This window comes from Chryseobacterium sp. CFS2 (assembly GCF_036543225.1).
Classification (GTDB): domain Bacteria; phylum Bacteroidota; class Bacteroidia; order Flavobacteriales; family Weeksellaceae; genus Chryseobacterium; species Chryseobacterium culicis_A.
Genome location: NZ_JAZHQU010000003.1, coordinates 19,008 through 40,192, shown reverse-complemented (window position 1 = coordinate 40,192; position 21,185 = coordinate 19,008). Strand labels below are relative to the sequence as shown.

23 protein-coding genes are annotated in these 21,185 nt (G+C 34.0%); 17 read left to right on the top strand and 6 right to left on the bottom strand.

What is annotated here, in order from left to right; all coding sequences use genetic code 11:
* Nucleotides 1–131 precede the first annotated feature (131 nt).
* Nucleotides 132–1,001, top strand: a complete 870-nt coding sequence (locus tag ODR02_RS07020) for a DMT family transporter (RefSeq protein WP_309511952.1) — start codon at nt 132–134, stop codon at nt 999–1,001.
* Between the two features lie 78 nt (nt 1,002–1,079).
* Here ODR02_RS07020 and ODR02_RS07015 read toward each other — a convergent pair whose 3' ends face one another.
* A complete protein-coding gene (locus tag ODR02_RS07015) occupies nt 1,080–1,862 on the bottom strand; it encodes a YdcF family protein (protein ID WP_309511951.1) in 783 nt (260 codons plus the stop codon).
* Between the two features lie 737 nt (nt 1,863–2,599).
* Here ODR02_RS07015 and ODR02_RS07010 point away from each other — a divergent pair.
* Nucleotides 2,600–3,418, top strand: a complete 819-nt coding sequence (locus ODR02_RS07010; RefSeq protein ID WP_331835208.1) for an O-methyltransferase — start codon at nt 2,600–2,602, stop codon at nt 3,416–3,418.
* Between the two features lie 260 nt (nt 3,419–3,678).
* Here the strand turns inward: ODR02_RS07010 and ODR02_RS07005 are convergent, their stop codons facing one another.
* The gene (locus ODR02_RS07005) at nt 3,679–3,918 is read right to left on the bottom strand and encodes a SymE family type I addiction module toxin (protein WP_209784346.1); all 240 of its coding nucleotides are present in this window, start codon (nt 3,916–3,918) and stop codon (nt 3,679–3,681) included.
* Nucleotides 3,919–4,068: 150 nt separating this feature from the next.
* On the opposite strand from ODR02_RS07005, the gene ODR02_RS07000 reads away from it, so the two are divergent.
* The 12 genes from ODR02_RS07000 to ODR02_RS06945 all read left to right on the top strand — a co-directional run bounded on the left by ODR02_RS07000 (nt 4,069) and on the right by ODR02_RS06945 (nt 14,299).
* Nucleotides 4,069–4,491 (top strand): helix-turn-helix transcriptional regulator, encoded by a 423-nt coding sequence (locus ODR02_RS07000; RefSeq protein ID WP_309511949.1) that lies wholly within the window; start codon nt 4,069–4,071, stop codon nt 4,489–4,491.
* Between the two features lie 13 nt (nt 4,492–4,504).
* Nucleotides 4,505–4,789 (top strand): hypothetical protein, encoded by a 285-nt coding sequence (locus ODR02_RS06995; RefSeq protein ID WP_309511948.1) that lies wholly within the window; start codon nt 4,505–4,507, stop codon nt 4,787–4,789.
* 225 nt (nt 4,790–5,014) lie between these two features.
* Nucleotides 5,015–5,224, top strand: coding sequence for a helix-turn-helix transcriptional regulator (locus ODR02_RS06990; protein ID WP_309511947.1), 210 nt, complete (start codon nt 5,015–5,017; stop codon nt 5,222–5,224).
* Between the two features lie 2 nt (nt 5,225–5,226).
* Nucleotides 5,227–7,542, top strand: a complete 2,316-nt coding sequence (locus tag ODR02_RS06985) for a sensor histidine kinase (RefSeq protein ID WP_309511946.1) — start codon at nt 5,227–5,229, stop codon at nt 7,540–7,542.
* Between the two features lie 3 nt (nt 7,543–7,545).
* A complete protein-coding gene (locus ODR02_RS06980) occupies nt 7,546–8,652 on the top strand; it encodes a hypothetical protein (RefSeq protein ID WP_309511945.1) in 1,107 nt (368 codons plus the stop codon).
* Nucleotides 8,653–8,655: 3 nt separating this feature from the next.
* On the top strand, nt 8,656–9,417 hold the full coding sequence (locus tag ODR02_RS06975; RefSeq protein WP_309511944.1) for a hypothetical protein: 762 nt from the start codon (nt 8,656–8,658) through the stop codon (nt 9,415–9,417).
* The gene (locus tag ODR02_RS06970; RefSeq protein WP_309511943.1) at nt 9,414–11,270 is read left to right on the top strand and encodes an Eco57I restriction-modification methylase domain-containing protein; all 1,857 of its coding nucleotides are present in this window, start codon (nt 9,414–9,416) and stop codon (nt 11,268–11,270) included. Before ODR02_RS06975 ends, ODR02_RS06970 begins: the two co-directional genes overlap by 4 nt.
* Nucleotides 11,271–11,420: 150 nt before the next feature.
* On the top strand, nt 11,421–11,747 hold the full coding sequence (locus ODR02_RS06965) for an ArsR/SmtB family transcription factor (protein WP_309511942.1): 327 nt from the start codon (nt 11,421–11,423) through the stop codon (nt 11,745–11,747).
* 190 nt (nt 11,748–11,937) lie between these two features.
* Complete coding sequence (locus ODR02_RS06960) at nt 11,938–12,402, top strand: SRPBCC family protein (RefSeq protein WP_309511941.1); 465 nt, start codon at nt 11,938–11,940, stop codon at nt 12,400–12,402.
* A gap of 213 nt (nt 12,403–12,615) precedes the next feature.
* Nucleotides 12,616–13,194: a YdeI/OmpD-associated family protein gene (locus ODR02_RS06955; RefSeq protein WP_309511940.1), complete on the top strand. Its 579-nt coding sequence runs from the start codon at nt 12,616–12,618 to the stop codon at nt 13,192–13,194.
* Nucleotides 13,195–13,211: 17 nt separating this feature from the next.
* Entirely contained in the window at nt 13,212–13,610 is a 399-nt protein-coding gene (locus ODR02_RS06950) for a DoxX family protein (protein ID WP_309511939.1), read from the top strand.
* Nucleotides 13,611–13,744: 134 nt separating this feature from the next.
* Complete coding sequence (locus ODR02_RS06945; protein ID WP_309511938.1) at nt 13,745–14,299, top strand: DUF4256 domain-containing protein; 555 nt, start codon at nt 13,745–13,747, stop codon at nt 14,297–14,299.
* Nucleotides 14,300–14,306: 7 nt separating this feature from the next.
* On the opposite strand, the gene ODR02_RS06940 is transcribed toward ODR02_RS06945, so the two are convergent.
* Complete coding sequence (locus ODR02_RS06940; protein ID WP_309511937.1) at nt 14,307–15,272, bottom strand: hypothetical protein; 966 nt, start codon at nt 15,270–15,272, stop codon at nt 14,307–14,309.
* A 154-nt stretch (nt 15,273–15,426) separates the two neighbouring features.
* On the opposite strand from ODR02_RS06940, the gene ODR02_RS06935 reads away from it, so the two are divergent.
* Nucleotides 15,427–15,927: a hypothetical protein gene (locus ODR02_RS06935; protein ID WP_309511936.1), complete on the top strand. Its 501-nt coding sequence runs from the start codon at nt 15,427–15,429 to the stop codon at nt 15,925–15,927.
* Between the two features lie 69 nt (nt 15,928–15,996).
* On the opposite strand, the gene ODR02_RS06930 is transcribed toward ODR02_RS06935, so the two are convergent.
* Nucleotides 15,997–17,028, bottom strand: coding sequence for a threonine aldolase family protein (locus tag ODR02_RS06930; RefSeq protein ID WP_309511935.1), 1,032 nt, complete (start codon nt 17,026–17,028; stop codon nt 15,997–15,999).
* An 85-nt stretch (nt 17,029–17,113) separates the two neighbouring features.
* Here ODR02_RS06930 and ODR02_RS06925 point away from each other — a divergent pair, with 85 nt between their 5' ends.
* Both ODR02_RS06925 and blaIND read left to right on the top strand, forming a co-directional pair.
* The gene (locus ODR02_RS06925; protein WP_209784335.1) at nt 17,114–17,767 is read left to right on the top strand and encodes a metal-dependent transcriptional regulator; all 654 of its coding nucleotides are present in this window, start codon (nt 17,114–17,116) and stop codon (nt 17,765–17,767) included.
* 219 nt (nt 17,768–17,986) lie between these two features.
* The gene (gene blaIND / locus ODR02_RS06920) at nt 17,987–18,715 is read left to right on the top strand and encodes an IND family subclass B1 metallo-beta-lactamase (protein ID WP_105682224.1); all 729 of its coding nucleotides are present in this window, start codon (nt 17,987–17,989) and stop codon (nt 18,713–18,715) included.
* A 50-nt stretch (nt 18,716–18,765) separates the two neighbouring features.
* Here blaIND and ODR02_RS06915 read toward each other — a convergent pair whose 3' ends face one another.
* Nucleotides 18,766–19,941: an aminotransferase class V-fold PLP-dependent enzyme gene (locus tag ODR02_RS06915; RefSeq protein ID WP_245169693.1), complete on the bottom strand. Its 1,176-nt coding sequence runs from the start codon at nt 19,939–19,941 to the stop codon at nt 18,766–18,768.
* 101 nt (nt 19,942–20,042) lie between these two features.
* The gene (locus ODR02_RS06910; RefSeq protein WP_105682222.1) at nt 20,043–21,182 is read right to left on the bottom strand and encodes a hypothetical protein; all 1,140 of its coding nucleotides are present in this window, start codon (nt 21,180–21,182) and stop codon (nt 20,043–20,045) included.
* Nucleotides 21,183–21,185: the final 3 nt, after the last annotated feature.

Here is a 21,185-nt window from a genome sequence, read left to right as displayed (position 1 = left end):
CCTCCTCCGGCACCTTAATATTTTCAATTTAATTTGAAGCCTACTCATGTCGTTAACTTATTAACGACCGGGTTTTTCGTGCTTCACATTCTAACAAAAATATTAATTCCAATTTTACAGTTCATTCTCTAATGAAAAAATCATATTTATTATTACATTTGGCCGTAATTCTGGCCGGATTTACAGGTGTATTCGGAAAATTAATCACACTTAATGAAGGATTGCTGGTCTGGTACAGACTCCTCTTCTCCTCTATTATTTTATTCTTTATTTTAAAACTTTTTAGAATTCCAGCAGATATTCCTCTCCGGGGAAAAATTCAGATTTCAAAAGCCGGATTGCTCATTACGCTGCACTGGCTTCTGTTCTATGCAAGTATAAAATACGCGAATATATCTATTGGTGTTGTATGCTACTGCCTGACCAGCTTTTTTACAGCGGTATTTAAACCTATTATTGATAAAGAGAAATTCAAACTTTCAGAATTGCTTCTTAGTACACTGACGATTCTGGGAATAAGCTTAATTTTTCATTTTGATACCTCCTATCAGCTTGGAATTATTTTAGGTATCTTTTCATCTGCATTTGGAGCCCTTTATACCATTTACAATAAACGTCTGGTACACCATTTTGACACCAAAGTCATTAACTATTATCAGATGATTGCCGGTACTTTATGCTGGGGAGCGTTTTTGCCCGTATATCTCCTCTATTTCCCGTCAGATAGCATAGTTCCTGACTTAAAAAACACGGCTTATTTGGGCGTTTTATCTCTTTTTTGTACCGTTGGCTTATATGTGATGTTTGCAGAGGTTTTAAAGAAAATTCCTGCCTTTACCGTTAATCTCACCTACAATTTGGAACCCGTGTACGCTATTATGATGGCATTTTTATTTTTTGGAGAAAGCAAGGAAGTCAATCTGTCTTTTTATATAGGATTGGTTTTTATTATTGCTTCTGTGGTTTTACAGACATTAATCTCACTGAAAAAAGCAAAATAACAGCTAACGCTGTTTAAAACAAAACCGGATACTTAAACTAATTTAAGTGTCCGGTTTTTCTGTAATAAGTTTTACATATTACCCATTCAATCCCAAACTATTATACAGCTGCACCTGCCATATTCCCAGCACCTCTTTAAGCATGACGAAGGTAAAGGCAGCATTATAGCTGTTAGGAAACAAAGTGATTTCTGTATCTATAAAGTCGGATGCCTGTGGAAAAGGATCTAATCCAAAGGTATGAAACAAAGCAACAGACCTTTTCATATGAAACCCGGAAGTAACCAGATATACATCCGAAGGAGCCATCTGTTTTAATATCTTGCTGGAATATTTTGCATTTTCATAGGTATTCATACTTTTATCTTCTTTAATGAGATCTGTCTCTGATACTCCCATTTCTTTAAAATTTTCGCTGAATAACTCTGCTTCACTTTTTTGTCCTCTTCCCTTTCCGGAAATGACTATTTTACAAGGCAGATTATTCTTCTTATATTCATGATACAGCTGATAAGCAGTTACGAGTCTGGAATAAGACATTGTATGCAGCCTCTCCGTATTGTCAAAGTCTACAACCCCGCCACCCAATACAACGATAACAGGATTCTGAGAAGTCTTATTTTTATTCACAATCGTATTAACATAACTTTTCTGCAGATATCCCGAGGTGAGTTTCCCCAGAAAACCATTTCCTATAAAAATGATCATTATAACGGCAAAAAGGCCAACTCCTATCCTTAGATTTTTACGCTTATTTTTTCTTTTTAGTAATGCGATGATTACTATTGCAAGAAATACTAAGAAATAAGGTTCTGTAAAAAGCTGAATAACACGAAATAAAAAGTCTAGTAAAAATTTCATCTTCAAATAATATTGATTAATGTATAGAAAACATTGGATTTGCAAAGGTAGACATTTCCTGAATATTGCTTTCCAGACTACATTTCAACGGCTTAAGGCCATTTCATTTTTTATGGGCAGAAATTTCAGGTATCATGAACGGAAAAATGGCCAGACAATCATTTCCTATGAAGAAGATACAATAGATTATGTACTTTTCTGGTTATCATAACAGGTTTTTATATTTCTCTAAAATGTATTTACTGTAATAAATTATTAGTCAGTAGAACAATTTCGCCTTAATTTTCTTTTGGTTTATCCAATTATTTTATACATTTGCAAACAACACACTAAAAAGTGTGTTAAAAAATACCTACCCCAGTGAAAAAGCAGAACAGTATAGCCGTTTTTATGACCGTACTCCATATATTTTTGGACAGACATTTTTGTAAAGGAAGAAATAAAAGTATTTCCTCAAATACAAAGAAATGATTTCTACCTTAAGTCATTGAAAAACAATTTGATATCCTTGTTGTAAAAATCAAGGAATACAATCTTTTGTGATGCGGATCTATGCTGCAGATTATCCTATAAAAATCTGTGAAAAGCTCTTCACAGCCACTCATTTATCTATCTCTAACTTATTGAAATAATTAATTTTATCATTTCATTGCTTTATTTACATTAAAAAATCTTAAACAGATTTACTCTTAAAGTTAATATTGTTTCAATGCAATATGGTTTTAAAAAAAATACATTTGTCTTGTAATTTTAATACCATCAATGAAATGTCAACAGTTCTCAAAACATTTGTAGCGTATCTTAAAAGACCTGCTCTTTATCCTGAACTGGGCAGAAAAATCATTAAAAATACGATAAAGAGAAGAAGCCCTTTTAAAGGAAAAGCAAAAACAAATCACTGGGCCGCATCCATAGCCGTTTCACAAAAAGAAGTGATCTCCAGGCTTTTCTCAATGGATACTGACAATTTTAAATCTGCCTATGCTGACATCCTGGAAAAAGCCAATGCCAAAGAAAAAGAATGCCCTGTTAAAATGGGTGGCGCTGGTGCAATGGAGCTTATTTACTACGCCTGCGAATTCACCAAAGCACAAAACGTTCTTGAAACAGGCGTGGCTTATGGATGGTCTTCTTTAGCGATATTGCTTTCTCTTCAAAAAAGAAATGGTACACTCTATAGCTCAGATATGCCTTATCTTGCTCAGGATGGTGATCAGTATGTAGGCTGTGTTGTTCCCGAAAACCTTAAAAAGTACTGGCAGCTATTCCGTTTTGCAGACAGAGAATCTTTACCTAAAATTTTAAAAAAAGTTTCCTCTTTTGATGTTTTCCACTATGATTCTGACAAAAGTTATCACGGAAGAATGTGGGCTTATCATCAGATTTATAAAAGACTGAGACCTGGCGCCGTGTTTATCAGTGATGACATTGGCGACAATTCCGCATATCAGGATTTTTGCAACAGAATGAATATCAGCACTTGTGTTGTAGAATACCATGGGAAATACATCGGTATTTTTGTAAAAGAATATGTTCCGCTCATCAGAGCTAAATAACGCAATTGATGAGATAAAACTATACTTAATTTTAAAAACCATTAAGAATGGATAAGTAATTAAGAATATTAAGAGAATATCTAAAGACATTCTAAAGCACAACGCTTCATTCAAATTTATTTGAATCTTAACTTTACTTAAAGCCTTAAATCTACTTAATGGTTCAAAAAAAAATCTCCCGCAGATCAAACAGATATCGCAAATTATAATGCTAAAAAGATCTGCTCAATCTCCTAAATCTGTGAGAGACCATCAAAAAATTATACTGATCCTTCATAATCCACTTCCCTTTCCAAAATAATCTGGTTTTTACTTACCGAAACCAATATCTTATCTCCTGCCTGAAAACCACATTGCTGTACCCACTTCCCTGCAATTCTTATTTCGGGGAAGTACACTATTTTGCCATACGCTCTTGAAAACGATTTGAGGAAAACCGTAAGGTTACGATTATGCAGTTCATTATATTTGCTGCTGTTCATTCTTCTTTTTCTTTTCATCTTTGTTATTTTTTTACAAATCAAGGCATAGTCAGAAGGATAAACCAGTTGAGAATAGAATATTTTATTCAGAAAGAGGGATATTTTAGAATAGTATTTATTTTAAAACAGAGCTTCATTTTTTTGTTCTAAAGCTTTATATTTGTTATTATGACTTACACAGATATGCAAAATAAAAAAATACACCAAGGGAGAAATATAAAGCGTTTTCGCGAAATGCTGGGCATCAAACAGGAAGCGTTGGCTTTTGAACTCGGTGATGACTGGAACCAGAAAAAAGTTTCCCTTTTAGAACAAAAAGAAACCGTAGAATCTGATATTCTGGCGCAGGTAGCGCAAATTCTTAAAGTTCCTGCGGAAGCGATTGAGAATTTTGATGAGGAATCAGCAATTAACATTATAGCCAATACTTTCCACGATAGCGCTGTCGCAAATACTTTCAGTGATGGTGGACAAGCAAATTTCCATTGTACTTTTAATCCTCTTGATAAAATGGTTGAGCTTTATGAGCGTATGCTTGAGCAGCAGAAGGAGATGATTGAGAAGTTGGAGAGATTGATTGAGAAAACATAAAATTTATTAAAAAATGAAACTAACAGAACCAAAAATAACTATAGATTCTGAACATTCAATTGAATTTGGTGAAGCACCATGGGATTCTAGTGTAGAAGTAATACGAAGAAGAAAAGATAATTCGTCTGGGGGATATGACCCTCATAGTAGCAGTACAATACCTATTAATGGCGGGTTTCTTGATATAGCCGATTTAGTTAATACTTGCTTAGATTTCGATAAAATTCCACCTCATGATATGCACAAAATACAAGCTGCATTACATGCTTCGGCTACAAGATTAGGTATAACATTATGATGTATATTAAGATTGTAATAAATGATTAAAAGAAAGTAATCCGTTAATAATTATAGCTTACAAATTTGTTTATAAATGATCATTAATAAACTTCTTTTTATTCTTTCATAAGTGTATAAAGGAATGATCATGATTTGGATGATACTTAAAGAGAATCAATTTTATTTTCTAAGCAAGATATTCAATACATAAAAAATCAATATATTTACACAATATGCAATTTTTATGAGTAAAAAGGCAATTAATAGATTGAAAGTAGTACTTGTAGAGAAAAATCTTAGTAGCAAGTGGCTTGCAGAACAATTAGGCAAAAATGAAGCTACCATCTCAAGATGGTGTACGAATGATGTACAACCCAGTTTAAAAACATTGATGGAGATAGCAAGTATTTTAAAAATAAAGCCTGCGGATTTAATCAACAATACTGAACAATAAGTATGGATAATCAAAATAAATTACTAGAGTTAAAACAAAGGTTGTCCGAAGAAATTTTAAAAAAAGAATCTGACAATAATATTATTATCTCTCTATCGAATGAAATAGCAAGCCTAGACGAATCTGCTGTAAGATTTTCCGTAGATGCCGGTATTATAAATAGGCTTGGTAAAGAATTGGTTGGAAAACAAGAAACAGCAGTTTCTGAACTTATAAAAAATGCATATGATGCAGATGCTACAGAAGTAAATTTGATTTTTGAAAATGCTTGGAATAAGGGTGGTATTTTAACTATTGAAGATAATGGACATGGAATGAACAGAGAACAATTGGTCAATGGTTTTATGAGATTGTCTTCTTCTGATAAAATTCACAATCCTGTATCTACAAAATATAAACGTCAAAAAGCAGGCAAAAAAGGGATTGGCCGTTTTGCAACCCAACGTTTAGGAGATAAGCTCATCATTATTACTCAGACCGAACAGTCATCTAATGCATTAAAAGTAGTTGTAAATTGGAATGACTTCGCAACGGATAAAGATTTATTAACTATTTCAAATAAAATAGAATTTATTCCTAAGATTAAACAAAATGGTACAACTTTAAAAATAGAGGGACTTAGAGAAGGATGGTCTGATGCTATGATTAAAAGAGTTTACCGCTATACCTCTGAACTACTACAACCCTTCCCCCTATCAAAAAAAAAGGAAAAAGAGAAAGAAGGTTCTATTGATGAAGGCTTTAAAAGCAGCTATTACAGAAACGATAATGGTAATTTAGTTGCTATTATAGATGAAGAAAAAGCTATTTTTCAGCATGCTTTAGCAGAAATTGAAGGATATGTTCTAGATGATGGTCAAGGATGCTGGGCTCTAAAAAGTGATAAATTAAACTTTCCAGAAGAAATATATTTGATAGGTAATAATGAAAATGATAAAGAAGACACAACAACTCCATTTAATTTAATCAAAGGAATACATTTTAAAGCGTACTATTTTATTTATGAAGGCTCATTATTTTCTCCGGGTAATTTTACTTTTATAAGAGATTTAAGTTACGAAAAAGGTGGTATTAAATTATATCGTAATGGCTTTCGTGTTCTTCCATATGGTGAACAAGGTGATGATTGGCTAGGATTAGACCAATCAAATAATAGAAGTATTGTTTTAGGACCACACATGAATCGTAGTTTTTTTGGTTTTGTAGAACTTGAAGATAGGGATGGAAATTTTGAAGAAACATCAAGTAGAGAGGGAATAATTGAAAATGAATATCTGAATGAATTGGTAAGTTTTGTATATCGTTCTTTAACTAGTGCTGTTATGAAAGTTTCTGAGCTTAGAGGAAGAAAAGCTACGGCATCGCAAAAGGGCTTTAAGAAAGAAAAAGAGAATCCCTCTGAAAAAGTTGACAATGCTATTAATGAAATTAAAGAGTTAATAATCCCTTCTATAAAAACGAATGATAGCAGTCAAAATATTTCAGAGCAAGAAGAGAAAAATAAAAAAGCAGAAGATATATTTGAAAAAATAAAGCAAGCAAGAGAAGAAGAAAAAGCAGAAAATCAAGAATTAATTGATGAAATTAATATGCTTCGTATTCTGGCAGGATTAGGTTTAGTAATTGGTGAATTTGTTCATGAAGTTCAGCGTTTTTTACCTGGTTTTGATGCGGATATTAACTTTCTAAAACATGCGGTTAAAGATTATAAAGAAGTATATGAAAGAACAGAATTATTAGAAACAAATGTAAAGTCATTTAGTGCTTATACATCTTATTTTGATAAAACCATTTCTAGAAATGTTCATCGTGAATTAGAGCCCATTGAGTTAAGGGATGTAATAAGAAGTTTTGAGGCAGTTATTTCAAATGATTTAAAAAGAGCATCAATCGAAATGAGTCCAACAAAATTTGAAGGATATGACTTATTTACTATTCCTATGCATCCTTCAGAATGGGCTTCAATATTGTTTAATTTATATACAAATTCAAAAAAAGCTATAAAAAGAGCTAAGTCTAATGGTAAAATTTTCATTCGTTGTGGTAAGGATGAAAATACTGTTTTCTTAGAATTTTCAGATAACGGAGATGGCATTAGTAGAGAAAATGAAGAAAATATTTTCAATGCATTTTATACTTCATCTACAGTTGCCAATCATACAGCAGATGATGCTACAGCACTTACAGGAACTGGATTAGGATTAAAAATAGTAAAAGATATAATTGAGTTCTATAATGGTGAAATTTATGTTTCAACTCCATTAGATGGTTATAATACCACTATTAGAATAGAAATACCGAAAAATTTAAATAATTAAGTAATGTCAATACTCAAATATATATATGTTGATGATGAGAATGATACTTCAATTGAATCGTTAATAAATGGTTTTAACGATACCAAATTGATTGAAGTAAATCAGCTCACTATAACTAAAGGAATGGATTTTTCAGATTTAGAGAATCTGATAAAAAGGAAAATAGTAGAAGAAAAATACGATGGACTATTAATAGATTTAAGATTAGACGGAGAAGGACCCAATCAATTACGATATAGTGCTATTTCAATAAGCTCTGAATTAAGAGCCGTTTGTGCAAGGAAAGAAATACCATCTTTTCCAATTGTATTATGCTCAACGTTAGATAAAATAAAAGAAACATATAAATCAGACAAGACAAGTCATGATTTATTTGATTATACTTTTAGAAAATCAGAAAATCCAGACTATGAAAGATTTTCACGAAAGTTAAAAGCGTTAGCTGAAGGATATAAAGGATTACCCAATGATATAGACACAATAGATAAAATATTTCAAAGAAAAGATTTAAAGAACCTAGACCAAAGAATATTTGAACGCTTTTACAATCAAGATATAATAGTACCATATGATTTTGCTCATTTTACTGTAAAAACACTTTTCCATGCAACTAATCCATTAATAAAGGAAACTATTTTAGCAGCTAGACTAGGTGTTAGTATTAATAAAAGTGGGAAACATTGGATAGAGTTGCTATCAAAATTTGAAGATTGCAAATTTTACGGCCTATTTTCAAATGGTTGGGATAGATGGTGGGCTGATCTACTAAATATAAAATTAAAAGGAATTTCCGGAAAGAATTTTTCATTCTTAAAAGCTGAAGAAAGAGTTGCCATTTTAAAAGAAACTTATAAAATTGATGGTATTATAGCTGCAGAACCTTTATCACATAATAACAGTAGTGAATTTTGGACAATTTGTGAAGCTACTAAATGTCCATTAGACCCTTTAGAAGGATTTAAAGTAAGATTATCTCATGAGTTAAAAGCATGGCAGGAACCCAAATATATGTCATTGTATGCGATACTTGAAAGAATAGGCATAGATAAAGGGATAGAACCTAATTATACAGAAATTGAACGGATTGAAGAATGTAAAAGAAACTTATAAGATATGGCTGTAAGTACTAAAAATATGAGTTTCAGAAATGAAAGAGCCAAAGACTTAAGACAATTAAGCCAATTATTATCAAGAGTTGTTGGTGGAGATGTAAATACTTATGTACTGGAATCTGTAATTTCTCAACTTCAAAATAAAGATTTCATACCAACATTAAAAGATGGTTCAACAGATGAGAATGTTTGGGGATATGATATTGAAGACTTTAAAATGCCCTTAGATACTTTAAGTCATGTAAAACCACAAGATATTACAAAAGGGGAAATTATATTGAATATGAAATTACGTGCCAAAATAGAACATTGGAATACGTATCATGATCCTTTCATAGAATTGGCATATAGCGTTATGATTAAAGGTGTTGGCAATAGAACTTATCATTTGGGATTCCACATTGATAAACATATTGCAAACACTCAAACTAAAGAACCACACCCTATTTATCACTTACAATACAATTTAAATCCGACAAAATCAAACAGCCCTAATCTAGGTAATTTATTCTATATTGATACACCTAGAATTATGCACAAACCTATTGATTTTATATTAGGAATTAGTTTTCTTACATCTAATTTTTATCCTATAGCATTTGAAAGTTTAAAAGAGGAAAGAGAATTTGTAAAATTACAAGAGAATTATCAAGACGCAATTTGGAAACCATATTTTCATACTATAGCCAATAAATGGAAACCATTTCAAGAGACAAATATAGTATGGAATCCAATTAATGATATTTGCCCAATATTTATATGACAAACATATTCAGATACTTAAAAACTTATTCAACTCAACCATTAGAAGTTGATAGGCTTATCGTGTCTGCTTTTTTAGAAATTAATCGGTTAACAATAGTTGAAAACCGTTTTTTATTAGAGTATTCAATCCAAAGAAATCAAACTCAAGAATGGGATAGATTAACCCAATTTATTGAAATTATCAATAATGAAATAACTGATTTTAATATCGAGAAACTTATTGAATTATTTGAATTTGTCATATCTCCATCCGACAGAATTATAAATGGAGCAATATATACTCCAGCAGAAATCAGAGAATATATTGTAAATCAAGCATTCGATAGAGAAGGCAATGAACTTCAAAATGCTAAAATAGCGGATATTGCGTGTGGTTGTGCAGGGTTTTTATATACTGCTGCTCAAGAATTAAAAAGAAGAACAGGAAATACTTATCAATATATTTTCCAGAATCAGATTTTTGGTTTAGATATACAGGAATACTCTGTTACTCGCAGCACATTGTTACTAAGCTTATTAGCATTATCCGAAGGTGAAGATATTAGAGAGTTCGATTTTAATATTCATCAAGGTGATACCTTAGTTTTTAACTGGAGAGAGTATTATGAAAATTTTGAAGGCTTCCAAATTATTATTGGAAACCCACCTTATGTACGTGCAAGAAACCTAGAAGATGCGGTAAAAGAAAACCTGCAAAATTGGGCTGTATGCCGAACAGGAAATCCTGACCTTTATATTCCTTTCTTCCAAATTGGTTATGAGAGTCTTGCTCCAAATGGTATTCTTGGTTTTATAACAATGAACAGTTTTTTCAAAAGTTTAAATGGCAGGGCTTTAAGAAATTATTTTGAAGAAAATAGGGCTACAGTAAGAATTATTGACTTTGGTACACTTCAAGTTTTTAAATCTAAAAGCACTTATACTTGTATTTGCTTTTTAGAGAATGTAGAACAAAACTATGTTGAATATTACAAGTCTGTTGAAAAAGAACTACCTACAAATGAAAATCAATATAACAGAATCAATTATCAGAATCTTAATGCAAAGAATGGCTGGAACTTAAACAACCATGAAACTATATCTCGACTTGAAGCTATCGGAAAGCCATTTGGAGAAAAATATAAAACTAGACACGGTATTGCTACTTTGAAGAATGATATTTATATTTTTAAGCCTGTAGCAGAAGACGATGACTTTTTCTATCTACAGAATGGCAGCCTATACCCCATAGAGAAAGGCATATGTAAAGATATTCTAAACTCCAACAAATTGAGTAGAGATATTGATTTTGATTCAGTAAAAGAAAAGGTTCTATTTCCATATGATAACGAAGTAAAACCTAAAGCACTTGAAGAAGAATTACTGAGAGAACAATTTCCAAATGCTTATGAATATCTGCAAATAAAAAGAAATATTTTAGCAGGAAGAGATAAAGGCAATGGTGACTATGAAAAATGGTTTGCTTTTGGAAGGACACAATCTTTGGAAAAAGTCACTAATAAATTGTTCTTCCCTAAGTTTTCAGATAGAACGCCAAACTATTTAATTAGTGATAATGTTGATTTATTGTTTTATAATGGTCAGGCAATCATTGGGCATTCGGAAGAAGAAATGCTATTGATTAAGAAGATTTTAGAATCTCGTTTGTTTTGGTATTATATAAAAACTACAAGTAAACCATATTCTTCGGCATATTATTCATTAAATGGCACATATATCAAAAATTTTGGTATTCCTGATTTTGACAATAAGGATACTGATTTTCTGATTAATGAAGATAATCAGGATATTATTGATTCCTTTTTAGAAGATTATTATAATGTTAGGCTCGCAGAAGATTTAGTACATTAATTTAATAATATAAGCATATAAAATGGAGAGCATTCAGTTCTCCATTTTTCTTTTAAAAAGCATACTTACAAATAATTAATATAAATTTTTAACAAAAAAACTTGCGTAGCTAAATAACTACACATATATTTGTAGTCAAATAACTACACAATGAATTTAAGAAGAGATGTTTTTCAGGCGATAGCAGATCCTACAAGACGGTCTATATTGATGTTGGTGGCGGCACAATCGATGACAGCGGGAGCCATTGCTTCTAATTTTGATACGGCACGACCTACCGTTTCAAAGCATCTCCAGATCCTTACAGAATGCGAACTGCTGAGATCTGAACAAAACGGCCGAGAAATAATCTATCACCTAAATCCCAATAAAATGAAAGAAATAGCCGATTTTATAGAACCTTTCCGCAAAATGTGGGACGAAAAATTCAACAAGCTGGAAAGTGTGATGAAAGCGTATCAGAATAAAAATACGTGATGCGGGATACGGGTTATTGAGATTCGTGGTACGGGTTTCGGGATGTGCAGGATAAATGAATTGCAGCTTAAAATCTCAAAATCCTCACCCACAAAATAACTCGAATCTCAATAACCCGAAACACGTAACACGCACCGAACCCTCAAACTCTCCCACTCTCAAACCCAAGAAACCCTCAAACACCAACATCATGGAACTTAAAACAAAAATCCACGCTGAAGACGGCAAACAGGAAATTTTCATTATCAGAGAATTTGATCTTCCTGTAGAATTGCTTTTCAAAGCGTATACAGAAGCAGAACTTTTCGAGCAATGGATGGGAACTAAGGTGACCAAATTCGAAAACAAACAACACGGAAGTTACCGTTTCGAAACGCTAAACCCTCAGGGCGATGTGGTTTTCAGTGCCAATGGAACGATTCATGACATTGTTCAGAATGAGAAAATTATAAGAACTTTCCAGATGGAAAATACTCCTTTTCCGGTTCAGATTGAGTTTTTAGCATTTGAAAAGTTAACGGATACCACCAGCAAGATTACCATCCAAACCATTTATAAATCTGTAGACTTCAGAGATCAGCATCTGAAAATGCCATTCGCCCAGGGCATCAATATGGCGCATAACCGTTTACAGGAGATGTTAGGTGGCAGGTAGCAGATAAAAGATAATAGAGGAAAAGATGAGGGACATGGATACCATAGTTTAAATTGTGAACATCAATGTCAATAATGAATATTGCTTTGCAAGTGAATCGTCAATGATCAGGGAAAGAATAACAACTTTAAACGTTAAACCTTGAACCCTTATACTCTCCCACTCTAATACTCTCCAACCCTCTTACACAAGAAACCCTCAAACCCAAAACATATGAATCCAAAAGTTAATTTTTTCTTCGAAAATGCCGGACAATGGCAGGAAGAATTTGAAAAATTAAGAGCCATTGCTCTAAGTACCGAACTTGCAGAAGATGTAAAATGGGGATGTCCATGTTATACCTATGAAGGGAAAAATATTTTCCTGATCCACGGTTTTAAAGAATATTGTGCTCTTCTTTTCTTTAAAGGAGCGCTGATGAAAGATCCGGACAACATTTTGATTCAGCAGTCCAAAAACGTACAGGCTGCAAGACAGATCCGTTTCACGGATGCAGCACAAATCAATGACTTGGAGGAAGTTCTTCGTTCTTATATGTTTGAAGCCGTTGAAATTGAAGAATCAGGTGCTAAAGTGGAAATGAAGAAAACAAAAGAGTTCGAAATGGCTGAAGAGTTTCAAGAGAAATTGGATCAAAACCCAGCATTACAGGAAGCTTTCCAAGCATTGACTCCCGGAAGACAAAGAGCTTATCTGCTCCACTTTTCTTCTGCCAAACAGTCCAAAACCCGTGAAGCCCGCATTGAAAAATGTATTCCACAAATCATGGACGGAATAGGATTAAACGATTAACTATAAAAAAACAGATCATGAACACACCACAACCCACACAAAAAAGAACAAAAATCATCTATTGGATATTCACCCTCTGGATGGCACTGGGAATGGGTTCCACAGCCATTGTCCAACTTATGAAAAACAAAGATGAACTGGCCAATTTTACCAACCTCGGCTACCCTTCTTATCTGATGACCATCATTGGAGTATGGAAAATTCTGGGCGTTATTGCCATACTGATTCCTAAGCGTCTGATCCTGAAAGAATGGGCCTATGCAGGATTTTTCTTTGTCATGTCAGGAGCTGTAATCTCTCATCTTATCGTGGGTGATACAGTTGGCAGAACATTTCCGGCCGTATTATTATTGGTATTGGTTCTTATTTCATGGTATTTCAGACCTGCAGACAGAAAAATCACCATTACTGATTAATCATAATTAAAAATCAGAAATTTTATCGAAGATAAAATCTTTGCGCCTAAAAAAACTCTTATTTGTAAAACTTGCGCCTTTGCGATTATCCAACAGTATAAACCAATTCAATCAATAGTAAAACAAAATTTGACATGAAAAATAAACTCACCCAGGAACAAATCAACGAACTTTTAAAAACACTAAAAGCCCGTTTTGAAAAAAATATGAACCGTCATAAGGATCTGAAATGGGAAAAAATCCAGCAAAAACTGGAAGCCAGCCCTGAAAAGTTATGGTCTTTATACGAAATGGAAACTACAGAAGGAGAACCAGATGTAGTAGATTATAATAAAAAAACGGATGAATATTCCTTTGTGGACTGCTCTCCGGAAAGTCCAAAACGCAGAAGTTTATGTTATGATTATCAGGCCTGGGATGCCAGAAAAGCCAATAAACCTGAAAGCAATGTCATTGATACCGCTTCCGAAATGGGTATTGAATTGTTGACAGAAGAACAATACCGCCATCTTCAGGAATTGGGAAAGTTTGATCAAAAGACTTCAAGCTGGATCCAGACCCCCTCTCCAATACGAGAGCTTGGAGGCGCCCTTTTCTGTGACAGACGATACAACACTGTATTTACCTATCACAATGGCGCAGATTCTTATTATGCAGCAAGAGGATTTAGGGGATTATTAAAAATATAAGGGAGAATTATTTACTGGGATCTCTCAACCAGGGAGATTCCACACTCCAGAAAATAATATTAACACCCAGATAGTTTTCAGCATATTCTGTAAATTCTTCTTTGGTAAAAGGTTTTTTGGTTTTTGGATTTTTATAAGTAAGAGTCGGTTCCTGAACCGCCATGGCAACAAGAGAAAGCTTTCCTTTGTATTGATTAAAAAAGGGATAAGAGTTTTTCATCTGGCCTTTTTTATTGGGAACAATATCAGGCCCTCCCAGCCCTATATTATTTTTATAAGCAAAATCAAACAATCTGGACATGTATTGATGATCATTATCCCACTCACAGGGAAAAAAATTGACATACTGCAATACATTGGATTGGCGGAAAGCATTTTTTGCGAACTTCAGATTTTCCAGTTCAGCCTGAAAATAGCGGTCACAGCTAAAGCCTGTTTTATCTGCTTTCATTTCTATATCTATTGATGTTTCAGGAAGATTAATTCCTTGAATTTTGCCGTCAAACTTCTCTGCCAGCGCTGCTATAAGCTTCTGGAATCTCATTCGGACAGCAGGATTCCATTGCTGGGTAACCCATCCGCTTCCCACAGGTTTATTCTCACCAGGGTTATCATATTGAGGAACCAGCCCTCCCGTATACTCTTTATCGTTCAAAAGATAATCAGGAATATATCTTGCCTGGGGCTCAAAAAACCTGTCCTGAAGCTGAATAAATAATTTTCTGTTGATGGAAGTTAAATATTCCAGATCTTTTTCAATAACAGAAAAATCATACACATCTTTTGAAGTTTCCAAAGCTTTCCAGTTATAAACAATTTGTACTCCCCCAATATCCTGGCGAGTAATCATTTTTTCTATGTTCTTAAGGTCTCCCGAAGATGTATAAATATAATTCTGAGGAGTTTGCCCTGACATCCAATGTAAACCAAGCATAAATAATCCCAATCCCAGCGCTTTGGTCATCTTTTTCATTACAATAAATTTTGCATAGTCAATCATTTTCCGTGCCTAAAATATTCCGACTAATGCATTTTAGAAAATTATTCTTATTTATGAACAATATTCTTTATTATATAAATAGTTTATTATTTTTGAGCTTCAAAAATTTGATTTAACAATTAAGGATATGAAAAAATTAATCTTATTGGGCGCTGTATCAGCTTTTTTAATCAATTGCAATAAAAAAACTGAAGCACCGGCTCCCAAAGTGGAAGCAGATACCATTGCTGTAGAAGAACCCGTAATAGATACCCTTGGACCAAAATCGTTCTGTTATATCGGGGTAACAGGAAAAGACAGTGTTTTTGCTTCTATTGATGATAATCTGGGAACCATCACCGGAAAATTATCTTATAAAAACAGTGAAAAAGACAGCTCAAAAGGTGATGTGACTGGTTTCAAATCAGGAGATACATTGAAACTGACTTATGAATTTACATCTGAAGGCAAAAAAAGCAAAAGAGATATCTATTTCCTTCAAAAAGATAATGCTTTAACAGAAGGAATTGGCGATCATAAAGAAGAAGACGGACAGTCTAAATATGCTAACGAGAATAAAATAAGCTATAAAGACGGACAGAAGTTGAACACTGCAGATTGTAAAGTAGTGAACAAAGCTGTAAAATAACACTCCATTATAAACAAAAAGTTGTCTCAAAAATCAAACTATTTGACTTTTGAGACAATTTTTTTGTTACTATAGTTCTCTTTCTATAATTTCAATAAATTGGTTTACCGCTTCATCTCCTGTATTCCATGAAGTAATAAGACGAATGGCAGAAAGATTCTCATCTACTTTTTTCCAGACATAGAACTCAAAATTCTCGGATAACACTTCAATAAGATGATTATTCAGAATAGGAAAAATCTGATTGGTATAGGTATCGGAAAGAAAAGTAATTCCTTTATTCTGCAAAGCATTTTTAATTTTCATGGCCTGCTGATTGGCGTGTCGGGCCAGATCAAAATACAGGTTGTCTTTCATCAGCTCCAAAAACTGAATTCCCAGCAGTCTTCCTTTTGCTAATAATGCTCCTTTTTGTTTGATATTAAAGGCGAAATCTTCCTGAAGAACAGGATTATTAATCACAATCGCTTCACCAATCAATGCACCGTTTTTAGTTCCTCCAAGATAGAAAACATCGGTAAGAGCAGCCACTTTCTCCAGGGTAAGATCACTGATTTCCGCTGTGAGGCCATGTCCCAGCCTGGCTCCATCCATAAACAGATATAATTTATTCTCCTTACAAAATGCAGAAAGCTCTTCCAGTTCTTTTACCTGATAGATGGTTCCCAACTCTGTAGAATTGGAAATATAAACCAACTTGGGCATTACCTGATGGGGAACATTACGATGTCCTTCTAAAATCGGGATAATATCTGATGGTTTTATTTTACCATCTTCGGTTTCAATGCTCAATATTTTATGACCTGTAGCTTCGATGGCACCGGTTTCATTATTCAGGATATGTCCGGGAGCGGCAGAAATTACACATTGATAAGGTTTCAAGATGGCAGAAATAACAATTAAGTTAGCCTGCGTTCCTCCTGAAACTAAAAAGACTTCCGAATGTGGGTTGTTGATTTTTTCTTTGATTAATGTCTTCGCTTTTAATGAATACTCATCTTCTCCATATCCGGCCTGCTGATCAAGATTATACTGTAAAAGAGCCTGTAAAATATTAGGATGGCATCCTTCAGAATAATCGTTTTTGAATGAAAATTTCATAGAGTAAAAGTAAAAAAAGTTAAAATAACAAGAGCTAACTTTTCATTTTATTTTGTTAGATTTGTATTGAAAATCATCTAACATTTTGAAAACAACCCTAACAGAAGAGAATTACCTGAAAGCTTTGTTTCATTTAGTTGACAATGAAGGAAAGGTTACGATTAATGAGCTCAGTAAATTTTTAAATGTAAAAATGCCGAGTGTTAATAACATGATGAAGAAATTTGCCGAGAAAAAGTGGGTCATTTATGAGACTTACAAACCACTAATCGTTACAGAAAACGGAAGACGTGAAGCTGCTTTGGTGGTTCGTAAACACAGACTTACGGAAATGTTCCTGGTTAAAAAAATGAATTTCGGCTGGGAAAACGTTCATGAGATTGCAGAACAGCTTGAGCATGTACATTCTCAAATCTTTTTTGATAAAATGGATGAAATTCTGGATCATCCTAAATTCGATCCCCACGGGGAACCTATTCCTGATAAAGACGGTAATATTATCGCTCAGGATCTGCAAAAGCTGAGCCATTGTGAACCCGGCGAAGATGTTACTTTCGCTTCGGTGACGCTTTCTGATGACGCCTTCCTTACTTACCTGAATGACAGGAAACTGCTGCTTAATACCAAAGTAAAAATCATTAAAATTGAAAGTTTTGATAAATCAATGACCATAGAAATTGAGGGTAAAACAGAAATTTTAAGCAAAAAAGCGACTGAAAAAATATTGGTTAAGAAATAATCCTTACCACTGAAAAAATAAACCTTACAGACTTTAAAAGCCTGTAAGGTATGATATTCATACAGATCTGCATTTAGTCCATTCCTCAAACTGTTAAAAAACGGTTAAACTCTCCTCCCCTGAATACCCAAAAATTAATTTTTAGTTAGGTTTGCAAAACAATCTACAGAATTTGTCTTTTCCGACAAATAAAAATCTTTAATTATTACTTAAAAAATTATGAAAAAAAGCCTTTCTTTTTTTATTATTTCGATGCTATTAAGTCCATTGGCAAATGCTCAAACCACTCAGGTAAGAGATTTTGTGATTGAGCCACAGATTAAGCCTAATTTTTATATTTATAAAACTTTCGGAGTATTCGGAGGAAAAGAATATTCTACGAATGCCGTTTATCTGGTGACCAAAAAAGGAGTTGTTTTGTTTGATGTCCCATGGCAGAAAACACAATATCAAAGCCTGCTGGATACCATCCAAAAACGCCATAATCTGCCTGTTATTGCGGTGTTTGCTACCCATTCACATGAAGACAGAGCCGGAGATTTGAGCTTTTATAATAACAAAGGAATCAAAACATACGCAACTGCCAAAACCAACGAATTATTGAAGAAAGAAGGAAAAGCTACTTCTACTGAACTTATAGAAACAGGAAAAACGTACCGCTTTGGCGGTGAGAAATTTGTAGTGGATTTTCTTGGTGAAGGACACACTGTTGACAATGTAGTGGTATGGTTTCCACAATACAAAATACTGGACGGAGGGTGTCTGGTAAAAAGTAAAGCAGCTGTTGACCTTGGCTACACCGGAGAAGCCAATGTTGCCCAATGGCCAAAAACCATGGAAAAACTGAAATCCAAATACGCTCAGGCCACTCTGATTATTCCGGGACATGATGAATGGAAAGGAGGCGGACATGTAGAGCACACTCTTGATCTTCTGAATAAAAAATAAAATAGTAGAGCCCTGGCGAATGCCAGGGCTCTACCATTTTAAACCACATTTTAAAGGTTTATATTTTCTAAAAGCTGTGACACTTTTTCAATTTCTTCGATCGTATTGAAGTAATGAGGAGATAAACGGATTGCATGGTCTACGTTTTTAGAGGTAAAATCAATTAAGGCGTGCTCTCTGCGGTTTTCCTTAAAAAATACCTTATGATCACTCAGAATCTTATGGATCTTTTCAACCTTTCCATCGGCCTGACAAAAAGTAACAATACTGCTTAATCTATTTCCTTTATCCAAAATTCTGAAACCATTATTCTGCAGGGTGATTCTTAAAGTATCTGCCAACGTACGGTTGTAATGCTCAATTTGATCCATTCCAATCGTATTGGCATAGCGTAAAGCTTCTGCAAATCCCAGTAAAGCAGCATAGGGTCTTTCAAAAAGTTCAAATCTTTTGGCTGTATCATTGAGCTGATAATCATCAAATGCCGTCCATCTAGCTCCAATACTATCTAAAAACAGAGGATACATTTTCTGGTGTAAGGCTTTATCAGAAACATACAAAAATCCTGTTCCTCTCGGTCCCCGCATAAATTTCCTTCCGGTTGCCGTCAGAAAATCACAATGGATTTTTTCAACATCCACCACAATCTGCCCCACAGACTGGCAGGCATCCACAAGATAAAGGACATCATATTGTTTACACAACCTTCCTACTCCTTCTATATTCTGAATCAAACCGGAATTGGTAGGAATATGAGTGACCGCTATTAATTTGGGATGATGTTTTTTGATTAAATTTTCAAAATCCTCAAGATCGAGCTCATGGTCAGGCAGATTGGCAACCCTGATGATTTCAACATGATATCTTTTCTGCAAAGAAATAAAAGCAATCTGATTGGAGATATAATCATCATTGGTGGTAATAATACAATCTCCTTCTTTAAAAGAAATGCTGGATAAAGCTTTTGCATATCCATCTGTAGAGCTGCCTACAAATGCGATATTGGAAGGTTTGGTATTAATAAGTTTGGCGGCTTCTTCATAAAACTGACTGATAAGACCGGTATTTTGCACTGCAGCAGCATAACCTCCAAGCTCCTGTTCTTCATATAAAAACTTAATAGTGGCCTCTACAACAGGCTTCGGCATTAATGATGACCCTGCACTGTTTAAAAATATCTTATCCGAACATCCCGGAGTATCCTGTCTTATAACCTCTAAATTCATTTTATCAATCCTTACAACAAATTTACTTTTTATTTTTTTTCTATATACGCCTATAAAAAATCCCGAATTTTCATTCGGGACTCTATTTTTACTCAATGATTTTAATCTAAAACACTCCAACCTCTTTTAGGATTCGTGTTGGTAGAAACTTCCTGCTCATTAACGATGATATTTTCTTTTCTCTGACCGATGTAATCAAGCTCACTCAGTTTAGAGAAAATGATTTCAAGGCTTCTCAACATCTGTTGAATGTAAAGCAATGGCTCACCACAGTTATGGTGATCGTAATTGGTTTCTGCAACAATAGAAAGCTGGTTCAGTAAAGTATGAGGGGCAATTTCGCTCCACTCAAGGCTGTAGTTCAGCATTTCTTCCAGCTCAGCAGGAACAAGAAGCTGTGTTGAATTGTATAAATGAAGTGCCAGTCTTGCAAAAGATTCAATCAAAAATACAGGCGGTTGCCAAGGGGTAATATTTCTAAACTGGAAATACATATCTCCAAAAGTATTCACCATGGTAGTACACAAAAACTTAACGTTTTGGGCTAAAGCTGTATTTTGGTTTTTATGGGATGCTTTCTGAATAATTTTAAAAGCATACTGCTGAAGGTTTCCGATAGACTTCGCATAGCTGCTGTAGTAATCTACCAAAGCCGGATGGCTCTGTACAGAAGTACAAGGCGGAATAAAATTCGAATCAACCTGAGCAATATTTCCTTTTAAATCTACCTTACCAATAATAAGATAATTTCCTCCTGAATAGCTGCTGTTCAAAGACGTTACAGGAAGCAGTTCAATATGGTGATTAGGCTGTGCACTTGGGTGGCGCGGCGGAATTTCCTCAGGATCAATATCTCCAAAAGGAACTTTATCAAAAGGATTTACAGAGATTAAGATATAATAGTCTCCATCTGCCTGCTCTTCATTCATTGATTTCGCCAATGATTTTACGCTGATTCTCCTGTCTGTCAGCTCAATACGGTATCCTGCCATCGTAACAGCGCTGCAACGCTTAATGACAAGCTGTACATCGTTGGTTGCCGTGTTATGAACATCAAAAATGGTACGGTCTGTAAATTCATTGGAAATGGGCAAAAGTCCGTAGTTATATGTAGTAATTCCAAGGGAATTGGAATCTCTGATGGTATCAATTAAGAAATTATCCTGATCATTAAGGTGCCTCTGGGAAACCTTCATCCCATCCACCCAATTGATTGCAAAATGTTTAATAGGCTGTATCATGTT

Excerpts from the sequence above, each read along its gene's own strand:
- ODR02_RS07020 (WP_309511952.1), top strand. The coding sequence starts at position 132 with ATGAAAAAATCATATTTATTATTACATTTGGCCGTAATTCTGGCCGGA.
- ODR02_RS07015 (WP_309511951.1), bottom strand. The coding sequence starts at position 1,862 with ATGAAATTTTTACTAGACTTTTTATTTCGTGTTATTCAGCTTTTTACA.
- ODR02_RS07005 (WP_209784346.1), bottom strand. The coding sequence starts at position 3,918 with ATGAAAAGAAAAAGAAGAATGAACAGCAGCAAATATAATGAACTGCAT.
- ODR02_RS07000 (WP_309511949.1), top strand. The coding sequence starts at position 4,069 with ATGACTTACACAGATATGCAAAATAAAAAAATACACCAAGGGAGAAAT.
- ODR02_RS06995 (WP_309511948.1), top strand. The coding sequence starts at position 4,505 with ATGAAACTAACAGAACCAAAAATAACTATAGATTCTGAACATTCAATT.
- ODR02_RS06990 (WP_309511947.1), top strand. The coding sequence starts at position 5,015 with ATGAGTAAAAAGGCAATTAATAGATTGAAAGTAGTACTTGTAGAGAAA.
- ODR02_RS06985 (WP_309511946.1), top strand. The coding sequence starts at position 5,227 with ATGGATAATCAAAATAAATTACTAGAGTTAAAACAAAGGTTGTCCGAA.
- ODR02_RS06980 (WP_309511945.1), top strand. The coding sequence starts at position 7,546 with ATGTCAATACTCAAATATATATATGTTGATGATGAGAATGATACTTCA.
- ODR02_RS06975 (WP_309511944.1), top strand. The coding sequence starts at position 8,656 with ATGGCTGTAAGTACTAAAAATATGAGTTTCAGAAATGAAAGAGCCAAA.
- ODR02_RS06970 (WP_309511943.1), top strand. The coding sequence starts at position 9,414 with ATGACAAACATATTCAGATACTTAAAAACTTATTCAACTCAACCATTA.
- ODR02_RS06965 (WP_309511942.1), top strand. The coding sequence starts at position 11,421 with ATGAATTTAAGAAGAGATGTTTTTCAGGCGATAGCAGATCCTACAAGA.
- ODR02_RS06960 (WP_309511941.1), top strand. The coding sequence starts at position 11,938 with ATGGAACTTAAAACAAAAATCCACGCTGAAGACGGCAAACAGGAAATT.
- ODR02_RS06955 (WP_309511940.1), top strand. The coding sequence starts at position 12,616 with ATGAATCCAAAAGTTAATTTTTTCTTCGAAAATGCCGGACAATGGCAG.
- ODR02_RS06950 (WP_309511939.1), top strand. The coding sequence starts at position 13,212 with ATGAACACACCACAACCCACACAAAAAAGAACAAAAATCATCTATTGG.
- ODR02_RS06945 (WP_309511938.1), top strand. The coding sequence starts at position 13,745 with ATGAAAAATAAACTCACCCAGGAACAAATCAACGAACTTTTAAAAACA.
- ODR02_RS06940 (WP_309511937.1), bottom strand. The coding sequence starts at position 15,272 with ATGAAAAAGATGACCAAAGCGCTGGGATTGGGATTATTTATGCTTGGT.
- ODR02_RS06935 (WP_309511936.1), top strand. The coding sequence starts at position 15,427 with ATGAAAAAATTAATCTTATTGGGCGCTGTATCAGCTTTTTTAATCAAT.
- ODR02_RS06930 (WP_309511935.1), bottom strand. The coding sequence starts at position 17,028 with ATGAAATTTTCATTCAAAAACGATTATTCTGAAGGATGCCATCCTAAT.
- blaIND (WP_105682224.1), top strand. The coding sequence starts at position 17,987 with ATGAAAAAAAGCCTTTCTTTTTTTATTATTTCGATGCTATTAAGTCCA.
- ODR02_RS06915 (WP_245169693.1), bottom strand. The coding sequence starts at position 19,941 with ATGAATTTAGAGGTTATAAGACAGGATACTCCGGGATGTTCGGATAAG.
- ODR02_RS06910 (WP_105682222.1), bottom strand. The coding sequence starts at position 21,182 with ATGATACAGCCTATTAAACATTTTGCAATCAATTGGGTGGATGGGATG.